Annotated in this window: 14 protein-coding genes; 2 read left to right on the top strand and 12 right to left on the bottom strand. The window is 45.4% G+C overall.

Going from position 1 to position 13,511, the window contains the following annotated elements; genetic code table 11:
• Window positions 1-25: 25 nt before the first annotated feature.
• Complete coding sequence (locus ACF8OV_RS20140; protein ID WP_203503225.1) at window positions 26-2,032, bottom strand: TonB-dependent siderophore receptor; 2,007 nt, start codon at window positions 2,030-2,032, stop codon at window positions 26-28.
• A 116-nt stretch (window positions 2,033-2,148) separates the two neighbouring features.
• On the opposite strand from ACF8OV_RS20140, the gene ACF8OV_RS20135 reads away from it, so the two are divergent.
• Together ACF8OV_RS20135 and cueR are read left to right on the top strand one after the other, a co-directional pair.
• On the top strand, window positions 2,149-3,135 hold the full coding sequence (locus tag ACF8OV_RS20135; protein WP_203503228.1) for a helix-turn-helix domain-containing protein: 987 nt from the start codon (window positions 2,149-2,151) through the stop codon (window positions 3,133-3,135).
• Between the two features lie 208 nt (window positions 3,136-3,343).
• Entirely contained in the window at window positions 3,344-3,730 is a 387-nt protein-coding gene (gene cueR, locus ACF8OV_RS20130) for a Cu(I)-responsive transcriptional regulator (RefSeq protein WP_005486235.1), read from the top strand.
• 47 nt (window positions 3,731-3,777) lie between these two features.
• On the opposite strand, the gene vctC is transcribed toward cueR, so the two are convergent.
• The 11 genes from vctC to rbsB form a co-directional block, all read right to left on the bottom strand.
• Window positions 3,778-4,533, bottom strand: coding sequence for an iron chelate ABC transporter ATP-binding protein VctC (gene vctC / locus ACF8OV_RS20125; RefSeq protein ID WP_015313103.1), 756 nt, complete (start codon window positions 4,531-4,533; stop codon window positions 3,778-3,780).
• A gap of 2 nt (window positions 4,534-4,535) precedes the next feature.
• Window positions 4,536-5,486 carry an iron chelate uptake ABC transporter permease subunit VctG gene (vctG, locus tag ACF8OV_RS20120; RefSeq protein ID WP_005482136.1) on the bottom strand — a complete coding sequence of 317 codons (951 nt, stop codon included), beginning with the start codon at window positions 5,484-5,486 and terminating at the stop codon, window positions 4,536-4,538.
• Window positions 5,479-6,414, bottom strand: coding sequence for an iron chelate uptake ABC transporter permease subunit VctD (vctD, locus tag ACF8OV_RS20115; RefSeq protein ID WP_029833924.1), 936 nt, complete (start codon window positions 6,412-6,414; stop codon window positions 5,479-5,481). The genes vctG and vctD overlap by 8 nt, the downstream gene beginning before the upstream one ends.
• A gap of 22 nt (window positions 6,415-6,436) precedes the next feature.
• Window positions 6,437-7,345, bottom strand: a complete 909-nt coding sequence (locus ACF8OV_RS20110) for a siderophore ABC transporter substrate-binding protein (RefSeq protein ID WP_021485291.1) — start codon at window positions 7,343-7,345, stop codon at window positions 6,437-6,439.
• 163 nt (window positions 7,346-7,508) lie between these two features.
• Window positions 7,509-8,189, bottom strand: coding sequence for a Crp/Fnr family transcriptional regulator (locus tag ACF8OV_RS20105; protein ID WP_005489362.1), 681 nt, complete (start codon window positions 8,187-8,189; stop codon window positions 7,509-7,511).
• Between the two features lie 202 nt (window positions 8,190-8,391).
• Complete coding sequence (locus tag ACF8OV_RS20100) at window positions 8,392-9,123, bottom strand: nucleoside phosphorylase (RefSeq protein ID WP_203503231.1); 732 nt, start codon at window positions 9,121-9,123, stop codon at window positions 8,392-8,394.
• 11 nt (window positions 9,124-9,134) lie between these two features.
• Window positions 9,135-9,866, bottom strand: coding sequence for a nicotinamide riboside transporter PnuC (pnuC, locus tag ACF8OV_RS20095; RefSeq protein WP_203503234.1), 732 nt, complete (start codon window positions 9,864-9,866; stop codon window positions 9,135-9,137).
• 160 nt (window positions 9,867-10,026) lie between these two features.
• On the bottom strand, window positions 10,027-10,245 hold the full coding sequence (locus ACF8OV_RS20090; RefSeq protein ID WP_021485268.1) for a hypothetical protein: 219 nt from the start codon (window positions 10,243-10,245) through the stop codon (window positions 10,027-10,029).
• Between the two features lie 152 nt (window positions 10,246-10,397).
• Window positions 10,398-11,408 carry a substrate-binding domain-containing protein gene (locus tag ACF8OV_RS20085; RefSeq protein WP_021485288.1) on the bottom strand — a complete coding sequence of 337 codons (1,011 nt, stop codon included), beginning with the start codon at window positions 11,406-11,408 and terminating at the stop codon, window positions 10,398-10,400.
• Between the two features lie 34 nt (window positions 11,409-11,442).
• Window positions 11,443-12,360 carry a ribokinase gene (gene rbsK / locus ACF8OV_RS20080; protein WP_017447445.1) on the bottom strand — a complete coding sequence of 306 codons (918 nt, stop codon included), beginning with the start codon at window positions 12,358-12,360 and terminating at the stop codon, window positions 11,443-11,445.
• Between the two features lie 228 nt (window positions 12,361-12,588).
• On the bottom strand, window positions 12,589-13,467 hold the full coding sequence (gene rbsB, locus ACF8OV_RS20075; RefSeq protein ID WP_203503236.1) for a ribose ABC transporter substrate-binding protein RbsB: 879 nt from the start codon (window positions 13,465-13,467) through the stop codon (window positions 12,589-12,591).
• Window positions 13,468-13,511 lie beyond the last annotated feature (44 nt).

The raw sequence follows: 13,511 nt of genomic DNA, 5'->3' as shown, positions 1-13,511 counted from the left end.
CTTTCGAGAGCCTTATGAATAGGTTTTAGAATTGGTAAGCCGCTGAAAGCTTGAAGTTGCGACCTGGTTCGTAATCATCTAGCGTGAAGCCGCGTACCGTGCCCGAACGTGATGCATGTGATGTGTAAACCTCATCGAAGACATTATCGATACCGAACGTTACCGATAAACCATCAACGTTTGACGGCACCCACTGAGCGTACAGATTATGCACATCGTAGCTATCTTTAGCAGGCTGACCATCAAACACATTGTCTTCTTCAAGTACAAACATGGATGTCCAACCAAAGATGGTTTCTAGCGAATCAGATTGGTAATCCAGCGTTAAAGCAATGCTGTCACCCATGTCGATACTGCGACCATTTCCACCTGCGACTGGGCCACCAGTGTTCTTGTTTTTGGTATCAGACTGCGAGTAAGAAAGCTTACTGTTGAATTTGTCATACCCGTAGGACGCACTGGCTTCAAAGCCTTTGATCTCAACGTCACCGATGTTGTAAATCAGGTAGGTTTGAGTCGCATCTTGGTATTTATCAGCAATGTAATCATCAATATTTGTTTGGAAAACCGTCACATTGGCTCCGAAGAAGTGTTTATCTAACGTCTTGTTGAAACGCAGACCACCTTGGGTGTTTTGGCCCGTTTCCGCCTTCATGCCTTCATCGAGGTACGCAACGTCTTGATACGCGATGAACGTTTCCATCAACTCTGGGCCCTTAAACAGGGAACGCGAGCTCGCAAACAGCGTCCAGTCTTGTGTCACCGCCCACTCTGCAGCCAATGCCCAAGTCACGTCATCAAAATTGCTTGTGCCTGTTTCCGCTTTACGTTTGTAATCATCAAAACGCAGACCCGCAGTAATAAAGAAGGCATCCGAAAAGAAGAACTGATCTTCAACAAACAGCGCCGTTGAAACAGCCGATTCATCCATAAACTTACTACTGCCGTAGTAACTAGATGACGTCTTATCCATGTAGTCAAAGCCATAAGTCACTCGGTTATCAAACTGAGCGAGAGCAAAATCCGATTGGAATTTCGCATTTAAGCCGAGGTTTTGGTTCTTAGCCGTGTTCTTTGACAAGCGGTTCGAAGGCCAACGCGGTGCCATAACCGTTTCATCACGTTTGATTTCGGTTTCGGTGTTGTAAAGCGTCACGTTACCTTGGTGCTGCTCCCCTCTTAGCTCGTAACTGAGCGTGACGGTATCGCGATCGTAATCCGTTGGGATCAGCAACTTGCTCGACAAGCCATTGTTTGCGCTACCTGCCATATCAGGACGCGGACTGTAATCGCCGCTGTCACGGTACATATCGTAGGAAAGTTCGAAACGGTGAATGTCATTAAACTCGTAACCAAGCTTCGCAAGAATGTTGTAAACGTCCCCTGCCGAGCCGAACGTCTTGTCGCCGTTTCCATCTTTGAAATCGTCACGCGTCACGTAGTGACCGTAAACCATTGCGTCTACGTTTTCTGACAGCAAACCGTATAACGTTAATGAGCCTTGTTGATTGTCGTTAGATGCAAAACCACCGTATACACGCGCGCCAAAAGTTTCATCGTAACGAAGCAAATCGCGTGCATCTTTGGTTTCAAAATACACCGAACCACCCAACCCATTTTGCGTCACTGAGTTGTTACCCACTTGGATATCTGCCGACTTTAGAATATCGGGGTTCAGCGTCAAGTTACCGATGTGGTGGAACATACTCGCGTGTTGTGACGCGCCATCCAGACGGATATCCAAGTCAGTCTCACCCAAGCCGCGAATCGTGATGCGCTGGTTGACTGAGTGAGTGCCACCCACATCAACGCCCGGAATATCACGCAGCAGATCCGACATATGATCGGCCTGCTTTAATGACATATCGTCCGCAAACATCGATTCGGTATTGCTGGAAACTTTCGTTCCCCATACCACGACTTCTTCGAAATGGGAGTCAGATTCTTGAGCTAAAACGGGATTTGCCAATGCCATTCCCACTGCAAGGCAAAGGCTTGAAAGCTTGATTGATGAGCAAGCTGGGCTTTCCATAAGTGCATTCCTAAATATTAATGATAATAATTCTCAGGTATAATAAGCAGGTGTTTTATAAATACAAAGGCGATTCAGTTATGCGAAATCGCACAAGTGTTATGAGGAAACGTCAAATGCAGGAAGTCACCGCCAAACGAACTAAACTTGGCAAAATAGCCATGACCCAAAAACTGGAAGCCACGGAAAAACAGTTTATTGTGACGCAAGGGCAACCATGCCAGACCCAACTGGCCGAAGGGAAATTTTTGTCTTATCAGTACAATGACCAGATTTATGTGCATGGTGGGCGCTGCATTGAATTGGTTGACTCCAATATCGTCTCTACCGCGCACGCTTCGTTGTTGATCACCATTCTTCTCGAAGGAAAACTCTCTTTCGGCTACGACGATCTACAGTTCGACCTCGATGCCAGTGATACGCCTCAAGGCGTGGTGGTAAATCTCATTCATCCAGCGAACTTTCGTCGTTCGCTTATTGAAAACAATCAGATCAACAAGATTAATATTCTTGTAAAGCCGCAATGGTTAGAGTCCCGTACGGAAGAATCGTGTTGCAGTACTGCCTTCTTTGAAACGCACCAAGCCTTTTACCACCTAGAGCTTAATCAGGCGTTAACTATTCTTGCCACCGAACTCACCAACCGGGATACACCACATCGTTTCCAAGACAAGCTCGAAATCGAAAGTTTGATTTATCAAATTCTGTTTCACGCAACACAACAAATGCCACAGGATTTTTGCCCTCAAAACACCAACAGTTACCGAGATAAAATCACCGAACGTCATAGTGATTCACGCGTGGAAAACATTGTCAGCTATATCGAAACGCACCTTGAACAAGAGTTGAGCCTCGAACACATTGCAGAGGTATTCTCGATGAGTGTGTCTAACCTACAACGCCGCTTTAAACAGTCACTCAATATGACGGTGAATGGTTATATCCGTTATCGTCGTCTTGAGATCGCAAGATTACATTTGGAGCGTGGTTTAGTGTCGATCACTGAAGCCGCGTACGAAGCGGGCTATCACCATCCTTCTAATTTCACTAATGCGTTTAAAAAAGTGTTCGGTGTGCCGCCCCATGAGATCGTAAAAGAGTGACGGGAACGCTCAACAATGCGTCTATCCAGCCTACTTAGGTTCTTTGGGGGTATATATCGTCAGCGACATGGGTATATACTCGCGTTAAACATCAAGCCAATGCCATCGGGTTGCAAATCAAACGCTGCGTAGAAACCAATATGTTTAACGCGCTGATACACAACGACAATTAACGGCATCGGCGTTATCTCGAATGTGGAGGTTAAACATGAATATTGGCGCTGTCGCGAAGCTAACTGGACTGTCATCAAAGTCGATTCGTTTGTATGAAGACAAAGGGATCATCTCTCCACCAGCACGCAGTGATTCTGGCTATCGCGAGTATTCAGATAATCATATTCAAGAACTTAACTTAGTTTCACGAGCAAAAAACGCAGGATTTTCACTTCAAGAATGTAAAGAGTTCGTCCAGCTTGCGCATAATCCAAACCGTAAAAGCAGCGAAGTGAAAGAAAGAACGATGGATAAACTGCGCGAAGTAGAAGAGAAAATTGCTCACCTGATGGAAATCAAAAAACAGTTGGAAGGTTGGGTATCGGCTTGTCCTGGCGATGCAAAAAGTCGCTGTCCAATCATAGACGAGCTCACTAAGTAAGCTCGCCTATCTATTGCAGTTCGTTAAAGGCAACAAGTTGGTTCAGATTAATGGTAAGTGCACATGCGCTTGCCATTTAACTCAATGATGTTAAATGGTGTTTCGTAGATGTCTTCCAATGTTGTTGCCTGAATCACCTCTTCAACCGCGCCACTTGCCACCACTTTACCTTGTTTAAGCGCCAGAATGACATCGGAATAACAGGCTGCAAAGTTGATATCGTGAATCACAACCACCATTGCTTTGTTCATGTCATGAGCAAGCCTTTGAATCACCTTCATGATCTGCAATGAATGCTTGATATCCAAGTTGTTCAGCGGTTCATCTAAGAAAACGTAGTCCGTATCCTGAGCAATCACCATGGCGATAAACGCCAACTGGCGCTGACCACCACTCAACTCATCCAAGTATTTATCTTGAATGTCTTGCAGGTCTAAGTAATCAATGGCTTGTGCAATGACCGCATGATCGTCTTTGGTAAGATTGCCTTTTGAATAAGGAAACCGACCAAAAGAGACCAGCTCTTTCACGGTAAATCGCATCGTGATTGAGTTCGCTTGGCGAAGCACAGCAAGCTTTTTCGCCAGCTCTTTGGTATCCCACTCAGCGATCTCTTTACAGTCGATGATGACGCTACCACCGTCTCGCTCTGTTAGGCGAGAAGCCATGGAGAGTAAGGTACTCTTGCCTGCTCCATTTGGGCCAATGATCGACGTGACTTTGCCTTTTTCGAACTGAGTATCCGCGCTATCAACGACTTTACTCGAACCAAATGCTTTGGTTAGTTTCTCTATGACTATCATGTTTATACGACTTTGTTTTTCAACAGCAGATACAAGAAATAAATGCCGCCAAGGAAGTTAATGACCACGCTTAGCGTTGTCTCAAAATTAAATACGTTTTCAATGATCCACTGCCCTGAAAGCAAGGAGCTAATGGCCAACAGCGAACAGCCTATCAACAATGTTTTATGTTGATAGGAATGAAACATCTCGCGGCTCAAGTTGGTCACAAGCAAACCAAAGAACATAATTGGGCCAACCAAAGCGGTAGAAATTGCAATCAAAACCGCAGAAAGGATGAAGACGTTGCGCGTCACTTTCGGCACATCAACACCCAAGCTTTTTGCGTTGTCTTGATCTAACCAGAACACATCCAATGTGCGATGCATACGAAACAATAACCAGCAAGCCAGTATCAACATCGGCGCACTGAAGTACACGAGATTAACCTTTACGTTGTTAAAGCTTGCATACAGTTTGGACTGCACGAAAGCGAACGTATTGGGATCCATCAATAGCGAGAAAAAAGACGCAACATTGGAAAATAGCTGACCAAATATCAAACCGACCAACAATAAGGTGATCAAATTTCGGCTGCCTTTGGAGAAATAGAAGCCAAACAAAAGCAGTGAAAACGCCACCATGATGCATGCCGCGATGGTGAAGTTGACGTAGATATTCAACACTAATGTGCTCAACCCACCAAACAACAATACGATCAACACTTGCGTGAGCACGTACAAAGCATCAAAGCCCATAATGCTTGGCGTCAATATTCGGTTATGCGTAATGGTTTGAAACACCATAGATGACTGAGCAATCGCCACGCCAGCTAATACAATCGCCAACACTTTGGGTACGCGTCGCGAAAGAAAGTACTGGTAGTTGTCTGCGTTCAAGCCAATGCCGATAAACAAAAAGGCAAACACCAGAGCGATAACACCAAGCAAAACGATTTTGGTTGAATCACGCATGCTGCTTACCTCTTAGCAACATCGCAATGAATACCATGCCACCTAAAATGCTGATCACAATGGAAATTGGCATTTCATGAGGGAAGATGATCAAACGACTCACCAAATCACAGCCTAGTACCAACATGGCACCATACATGGCAGTTAAAGGAATGTTTTTCTTCAGGTTATCACCGTAAAAATGACTGACGAGGTTCGGCACAATAAGGCCAAGAAACGGCAGCTGACCAACTATCATCACCACACTTGCGGACATGATGGACACCAACAGCACGCCAATAGTAACCACTTGCTGATAGTTCAAACCCAAGTTCACGGCAAAGTCTTTACCAATACCGACCGCAGAGATTCTTGCGGCAAACAAGTAACTGAGAATCACCATCGGAACCGCAATGTAGAGCAGTTCAAAATCCCCCCGCAAAATGTTGGCGAAGTTCGCGACCGACCAAGCACTCAAACTTTGGAGCGCATCGTACTTGTAGGCGATGAACGTGGTCATCGATTCAATAACGTTACCGAAAATGATCCCGACGAGCGGTACAAACACCACACTTTTGAATTGGATACGTTGGATGAAATGCACAAACGTAAGCGTTCCGAGCACGGAGATACCAAACACCAACCAAAGATGATCACCATCGCCAAAGAACACCACGCTCATTACGTAGCCCAACATGGCACACTCAATTGTTCCCGTTGTCGAAGGCGCGGCAAAACGGTTTTGGCTGATCTGCTGCATCACAAGACCAGCGATACTCAGCCCTGCCCCAGCAAGCAAAATCGCGAACAAACGAGGAATACGGCTAGTGAAAAAAAGCTCTAACGCTTTTGCATCGCCAGAAAACAATTGTTGGGGCGTCATATCTGCCACCCCAACAAACAACGAAACCGTGCTTAAAACCACAAGGGTTAGCAATAACTTTTTCAAAGTTAACCTCTGCTAGCCGGGCTTAAAGATCGACGGTGTTTTTGATCTCGTTGACCATTTTTTCTGTCGCAGTCACGCCTGACATAGCCAAGTACCAAGCATCAACATCCAAGAACGTAATTTTTTGGTTCTTGTATGCCGTCGTCGCTTTCACCAAATCATTGTCCATCGATTTACGAAGGTCTTGGCTTGGCTTCGCATGCAGCGAGTTACGGTCGATAACCAAAATGTTTTTCGGATCAGCTTCGCGGATAAACTCGTAAGAAATCACGTCACCGTGTGTACCAGTCTTGATGTTTTTTACCGTTTCAATGAAACCAAAGTCATTGTAAATCGCACCGAAGCGGGACTTCGCACCAAAGGCACTGATGTTGTCACCGATGCTCAAAATCGTTAGTGCATCGTTATTGTTCGTTTGGTTGTAGTCGCGAATCGCTTTAAATTGAGCATCCAATGTTTCAATCTTTTGCTCGACTTTGTCTTCAATGTTGAAGATTTTGCCAATGTTACGCCATTGAGCCTGCGTGCCTTCCCAGTAGCCTTCGCCTTCTTTAGCTGCAAACACAACCGTTGGGGCAATTTCACTTAGCTCTTCATATTTCGCGGAGCCACGCGGGCCAACCAAGATCAGATCTGGTTTTTGCATATAAATAGCTTCGAAGTCAGGCTCAAACAAACTGCCTGCTGATGTGTAATTCTCTTTGCTGTACTTAGAAAGATAGCTCGGAAGATGAGATGCGTTTGACACAGCTACAGGGTCAATCCCGAAGTTATCCAAAGTATCTAAAGGACCAAAACCAATCACAACCACGCGCTTAGGTGATTGTTCTAGCTCGGTTTTTCCCATGTAATGGTCAATAACAACGTTAGCAGCAAAAGATGGAGAAATGGTTAGCAGCGAGAAAACAGCCGCACTGACGAGTTTTTTCATTTTGTTGAGCCTTAATGAGATCTATTATCATGCGCGTTCGCAATATAGCGTTACTCTCAAAAGCATTCAACAAGATTTATACGACTTTACATTCATTACAGTGATTTTAGATTAAACCATTTCAAGCACTTATGAATGGCAATCATTGCAATCCCGAATTGAATTATTCGTGCGAATCAATGAACGCTTTTAACGCCATTTCATCAAGGATCACTAAGCCATTGTCGGTTTTTGCAATAAGACCTTTATCGATAAGATCTTTGACTGCACGTCGATAAACACGGCCTGACGTACCAAATCGTTCCGCCTCTTGGTTCACTTTGTCAAAGCCACCAAGCAGCGTATCCGTCTGATTACGGACGAGAAGATCATAAGCAATGTTGTAAGTGATGGGATGCAGCAAGCGGTTAGTATAGATATCCATTGAGTCCTGATAGTCTTCTGCCAGTGCAGAGGCAAAAAACACCATCATCTCAGGGTGCTGCTGTAGTGCTTCGGTCAGTTTTTGAATGCAAATGACATCGACTTGCATGTGCTCATCAGCCACCACATTCCACTGGCAAGGGGTTTGAGTAAAGTACTCCATTTCGCCATAAATGTGGTAATCGCAGTTCGCCTCCCCTAGTTGGAAACGTCGCCCATTGGCGGCCAAAATGCTCATAGAAACACGTCCAACAGGCACGATATACAGGTACTGAAGTTGCTCGCCTTGGCGCAAAATGGCTTCGCCTGCATCAAAATAACGAGTGTTTACTTGGCACTGATAGATGAGATCACGAAACGCGGCACTTTTCTGTTCTAGATAGTTTTTGAAGCGACCAGTCGGATAAGGGCTGATTTTCATGCGTTTTTCTCTATGCTAGGAAGGATGCTAATCCGGACAAATGAGCAACTCAAAGACTAAGCCAGTTTGCTTGTTCATCCAGACAATTACTATTGATAACAATCTCAGATGGATTGTACCCCTTCCATTAAGACGATGAAACCAAATAAAAAAAGCGACAACCATGTGCCGCTTTTGATATTAATCTTAGAAAGAGATGACGCTATGCTTGGGCAATCAACGCTTCTAAAGCCGTGAAAGATGCAAGCTTTTCACCTTCCATCATCACTTTAGCCTCATCTACGTACTGACCTACCCCTTCCTTCACATCTTGTTGGTAGAGTACGACATTGTTTAAAATCGAAGCCACATTAAGGCCTCGTAATCGACCGACCGTAAACAGCGCCGAAGTTTCCATGTCTGCACCTAGAATACCTTTCTTGTTCCAGTACTGACAAATGGCCTCTTCGTCATCGGTGTAGAAACTGTCGTGAGAACGTACTACGCCGAAATGATATGGCGTCGTTTGCGTTGACAAATAACGCTCGACTTCTTTCAGTAGAGTAAAGCTTGCGTACGCCGGATAAGCCGAATCGACGTACGATTTGGAACCACCTTCGTCTCTTACTGCACCTTCAGCAACAATCAATTCTCCAAGCTGAACCCCCGATTGCATTGCACCTGCAGATCCAACACGTACCACATGAGTTACGCCGCACTGTTTGAGCTCTTCTACCGCAATGATCATCGATGGCGCGCCGATGCCTGTGCTGCATACAGAAACAGCCTGACCTTTGTAGTTGCCGGTAAACACGCGGTACTCACGGTTTTCCGACACCATTTCTGCATCATCAAATAATGCCGCGATACGATTCGCTCGATCTGGCTCGCCACATACAATAACAAGAGGAGCGACTTGTGTTTCATCAACACCGATATGAGGTTGTTTAGCCATTTGCTTGTTCCTTACGCTGCTGCTTGAGCTAAGGTTTTATCGCCATTGCGCTTGGCACTACGAGCCCACTCACGCGTACCATTGGCAGCAATGAACATAAGAATCGCGTACTGAACAGACATTGCGTAAACACCTTGCGTCGCGTAGATACCCACACTGATGATGTTAATCACAACCCATAGAATCCAGTTTTCGACGTATTTACGTGTCATCAGAATTTGTGCAACAACAGAAAGTACCGTCATAGTTGCATCCCAGAACGGGAACGCATCAGGCTCAAGTACTGGCTCAGACAGGCCTGCACCGAAAATGTTTAGGCTATCAACAGCAATGTTTGCTAGCGCGAAGAAGAATGGGTCAATGTAGATGGTCAACAATGCAATCGAGACCACACAAACAACCGCAGTCGCCATCAGCTTTTGCTTGCTAAGCCAACGAACTTCCAACGTTTCACCTTGTGCATTTGGTCGAGTCCATGCGTACCAACCGTAAATGTTGGCGCAGAAGAAAAACAGTTGAAGAAGTAGCAATCCGTACAACTGAATTTGGAAAAATATAACAGCAAAAAGCGTGACATTCAGTAAGCCGAATACGTAGTTGATGCTCTTCTCTTGGCTCGCAAACCAAATGCAAAGCAGACCAAAGACGGTTCCGAATGCTTCGATCCAGCTCATTGCGTAGCCGTCTCCAATCGGAATGGTAACGAGGGTATTGTTGATATCGAGTAAGGCGAATAGGTCCATGGTGATGTCCTTTATTATTTTGTTTGGAATACGCCCATATTAGGGTGCAGCAACAAACAAAAAGGAGGACATTTGTCCTCCTCTTGATGCACTCGATCATAAATCAGATCATTACTTACTTGAAAGCGCCTATTTATATCAACCATTCATTCTAAATGAACTAGGACTCGAGTCCTAAGTAGCGCTTTTTGAAAGCGGAAGCTGACGCAAATAGCACCGATGCCAATAGCGTAACAACAAAGCCAATCACGTATTCAAAAGCTTCATTCACTAATAGCTGGTAACAGCTCACGAGAAAAGTGATCACTACTGCGAGAACATTCGCTCGGTGAAACCAAGGATGTTTGACCGAGAACTTCGCATAACCTTTTGATAACATTTAACTAATCCGCTAGACAACAATTAACATTTTTATTTATAAGCAACGATGATAATAAGCTTTTATCGTTTCAAGAGAAATGTCTTTTTTAATTTTCTAGCTCAATATCACACGTAATTTGTGGTTATGTGATATCCGTTTGCACAATGAGTTCAACAATTTAGCAATTTCACACTATTGCGTACAACCAATGTTGGTTCCAGTTGAACGACTTGAGCTTCGTTAGATTTGTCGTCCAGTCTTCGGACAAGAGTTTCGACGGCTGCTTGGCCGAGTCGATATTTGGGTTGGTGGATGGTCGTTAAGGAAGGCGACATAAATTTCGCGATATGAATGTCATCGTAGCCAATAATGGAAAGATCATCTGGCACTTTAATACCGAGCTCATTTGCGGCGTTAATCACACCCATCGCCATCATATCGTTAGAGACAAAAATCGAGCTGGGTAACGTACCTCGTTCAGCCATTTTCTTGAACGCTTGATACCCACCCTCACATTCGAAGTCCGACTCAATGATCCAATTGGCATTAAATTCCAAGCCTGCTTCGTTCATCGCTCGCTTGTAACCTTCGTATCGCATTTGCGCTTGGTGTTTAATCAAAGGGCCGGTGATACATCCGATTTCAGTGTGGCCGCAATCAATCAGGTATTTCGCCGCTAAGTAACCGCCACGAAGTGAGTTATCTTGAATTTTATCGCTTGTAAACAGCATCGGCCCCCAGTCCATCACCACGACAGGGATATCTGGATAACGCTCAAATACATCGATACGCTCCCCTTCTAACGACGAGCACATCAAGATCAAGCCATCGACACGCTTTTGTAAAAGCGTATTAATGGACTGGCGCATGCGTTCGTTGTCACCTTCGGTGTTACATAGAATGAGGCTATAACCTTTGTGGTAACAACTGCGTTCCACGCCTTTTACGACTTCGCCAAAGAATGGGTTGGTAGAGGTTGTCACTAGCATACCAATGGTTTTGGTACGATTGACTTTAAGGCTACGCGCCAAAGCAGATGGCGCGTAGTAGTTGAGTTCTTTTGCTGCATTGTTAACACGTTCAGAGATTTCTTCACTCACGAAACGCGTCTTGTTAATAACATGGCTCACTGTTGAAGTGGAAACCCCTGCCAGTTTTGCGATGTCTTTCATCGTAGCCATGTTATTACTCCTATTTTAAAAGGCGTTGTGCGCCTTATTGTTCAGCGAGAAACGCGTCCACCTCTTCGCGAGTTGGGATCGACGTTTGCGCGCCAAAGCGGGTCACAGAAATTGCAGCCGCCGCATGTGCAAACTTAATCGCTGATTCTAAAGGTAAATCTTCTAAGAGACCAGTGACGAATGCCCCATTAAACGTATCTCCGGCCGCGGTGGTATCGGTCGCTTCGACACGGAAACCGGGGATGATTTCACCTCGGCCATTTTGGCTCAACCAAACGCCTTTTGCACCGAGAGTGATCATGACAATTTCAATACCTTTACCATGTAACACATTCGCCGCTTCTTGCGCGCTTTCGTTGTCTGTTACAGTAACACCTGTCAGCACTTCAGCTTCCGTTTCATTTGGCGTGATCACGTCAATACAAGCAAGCAGTTCATCTGACAACTCACGAGCTGGGGCTGGGTTTAAAATTACGTTGGTTTTTGCATCTTTCGCCACACGCGCGGCTTTCTCAATGCCGCACATCGGCGTTTCCAATTGCATTAGCAAGTAATCCGCTTGGCGAATACGTTCTAAATCTGGCTCAATCGCTTCTGATGTGAGTTTGGCGTTTGCTTCTGCTGATATACAAATGCTGTTTTCACCACTGTCCGACACTTGAATCATCGCGATGCCTGTCGGGCAGTTTGGTTGCATCTTAACACCAGTGATATCGATGCCGTCCATTTTGAAGTTTTCACGAATGTTGATGCCGAAAGAGTCATCGCCTACACAAGCAATAAAACCAATGTCTGCATTTAATCGCGCCGCCGCGACGGCTTGGTTGGCACCTTTGCCACCTGGGATAACTTGATAGTTGCGACCATGCAGCGTCTCGCCAGGGCGAGGGAAAGAAGGCACTTGAAGAACATGGTCAGCGTTTACACTACCTAACACCACTAACTTATTCATACGGTTATCCTCGGTTCTGAATGAACCCTTTTTTGAAAAACTGTTTTTGGAAAATACTTAGATGACTTTAACTTCTCGTTTGAGTCGCTGTAAAAAGTCAAAGGCATCTATACCCAAGCAACCTCAAGATGCATGGCTGCTTAGGTAAACCTTGCCCTCTCCCCTTAAACGACAGATATAAACAGAGGAGAGAGCAAAGGAATTAGAACGCTTTATCGCACGTCAGGCTTACTTTGTTACCACTTTTAGAGGAACTGGGATGTACTCATCCACTTTCTCGCCTTTCAGTACTTTGTCAGCCGTTTCAACACCTAACGCGCCAATAAGATCAGGTTGTTGTGCGATGGTTGCTGCTAGCTTGCCACGGTTAACCGCTGCGATGCCGTCTTCTGTGCCGTCAAAACCAACGATCATGACGTTTTTACCCGACGCTTGAACCGCGCGTAGTGCACCTAGAGCCATCTCATCATTCTGCGCAAACACCGCTTGAACATCCGGGTTAGCAGCCAGTAGGTTTTCCATTACGTTTAGACCTTTCGTGCGGTCAAAGTCAGCCGGTTGGCTAGCCAGAAGCTCCATATCGCTACCCTTAACAGCGGTCATAAAGCCTTCACCACGCTCACGAGCCGCAGACGTACCAGCAATACCTTCCAGCTGAATCACTTTTGCTTTATCGCCAACTTTTTCCATGATGTAGTGGCCAGCCATCTCGCCGCCTACAACGTTGTCAGATGCGATGTGGCTCACTACTTCACCACGGCTTGCACCACGGTCTAGAGTTAACACAGGGATGTTAGAACGGTTTGCCATACGAATCGCGTTAGACACTGCGTCAGAATCCGTTGGGTTGATCAAAATCGCTTTTACACCGCGAATGGTTAGGTCTTCGATGTTTGACAGTTCTTTGCTCGGGTCATTTTGCGAGTCCAGTACAATCAAATCGTATCCCAGTTCTTTCGCTTTAGCTTCCGCACCATCTTTCATCGTTACGAAGAACGGGTTGTTTAGCGTCGAAACCACAATCGCCATCGTATCTTGGGCTTGCGCCGCTACTGATACAGTGGAAGAAAGAAGCGCAGCAGAGATAAGAGTTGCAAGTTTTTTCATCGTTCTAGTCCTTTGTGTAGGGTGAGCCAGCACACGCCTACTGG

It is taken from the genome of Vibrio sp. GLN_1, assembly GCF_043106015.1.
GTDB lineage: Bacteria > Pseudomonadota > Gammaproteobacteria > Enterobacterales > Vibrionaceae > Vibrio > Vibrio parahaemolyticus.
This window is presented reverse-complemented; position numbering and strand designations above follow the sequence as displayed.

What these genes read in the sequence shown, in the direction of transcription:
- vctC (WP_015313103.1), bottom strand. Translation starts at nt 4,533, where the DNA reads ATGATAGTCATAGAGAAACTAACCAAAGCATTTGGTTCGAGTAAAGTC.
- ACF8OV_RS20140 (WP_203503225.1), bottom strand. Translation starts at nt 2,032, where the DNA reads ATGGAAAGCCCAGCTTGCTCATCAATCAAGCTTTCAAGCCTTTGCCTT.
- ACF8OV_RS20085 (WP_021485288.1), bottom strand. Translation starts at nt 11,408, where the DNA reads ATGGCTACGATGAAAGACATCGCAAAACTGGCAGGGGTTTCCACTTCA.
- ACF8OV_RS20100 (WP_203503231.1), bottom strand. Translation starts at nt 9,123, where the DNA reads ATGGCTAAACAACCTCATATCGGTGTTGATGAAACACAAGTCGCTCCT.
- rbsB (WP_203503236.1), bottom strand. Translation starts at nt 13,467, where the DNA reads ATGAAAAAACTTGCAACTCTTATCTCTGCTGCGCTTCTTTCTTCCACT.
- pnuC (WP_203503234.1), bottom strand. Translation starts at nt 9,866, where the DNA reads ATGGACCTATTCGCCTTACTCGATATCAACAATACCCTCGTTACCATT.
- ACF8OV_RS20110 (WP_021485291.1), bottom strand. Translation starts at nt 7,345, where the DNA reads ATGAAAAAACTCGTCAGTGCGGCTGTTTTCTCGCTGCTAACCATTTCT.
- rbsK (WP_017447445.1), bottom strand. Translation starts at nt 12,360, where the DNA reads ATGAATAAGTTAGTGGTGTTAGGTAGTGTAAACGCTGACCATGTTCTT.
- ACF8OV_RS20105 (WP_005489362.1), bottom strand. Translation starts at nt 8,189, where the DNA reads ATGAAAATCAGCCCTTATCCGACTGGTCGCTTCAAAAACTATCTAGAA.
- vctG (WP_005482136.1), bottom strand. Translation starts at nt 5,486, where the DNA reads ATGCGTGATTCAACCAAAATCGTTTTGCTTGGTGTTATCGCTCTGGTG.
- ACF8OV_RS20135 (WP_203503228.1), top strand. Translation starts at nt 2,149, where the DNA reads ATGCAGGAAGTCACCGCCAAACGAACTAAACTTGGCAAAATAGCCATG.
- cueR (WP_005486235.1), top strand. Translation starts at nt 3,344, where the DNA reads ATGAATATTGGCGCTGTCGCGAAGCTAACTGGACTGTCATCAAAGTCG.
- ACF8OV_RS20090 (WP_021485268.1), bottom strand. Translation starts at nt 10,245, where the DNA reads ATGTTATCAAAAGGTTATGCGAAGTTCTCGGTCAAACATCCTTGGTTT.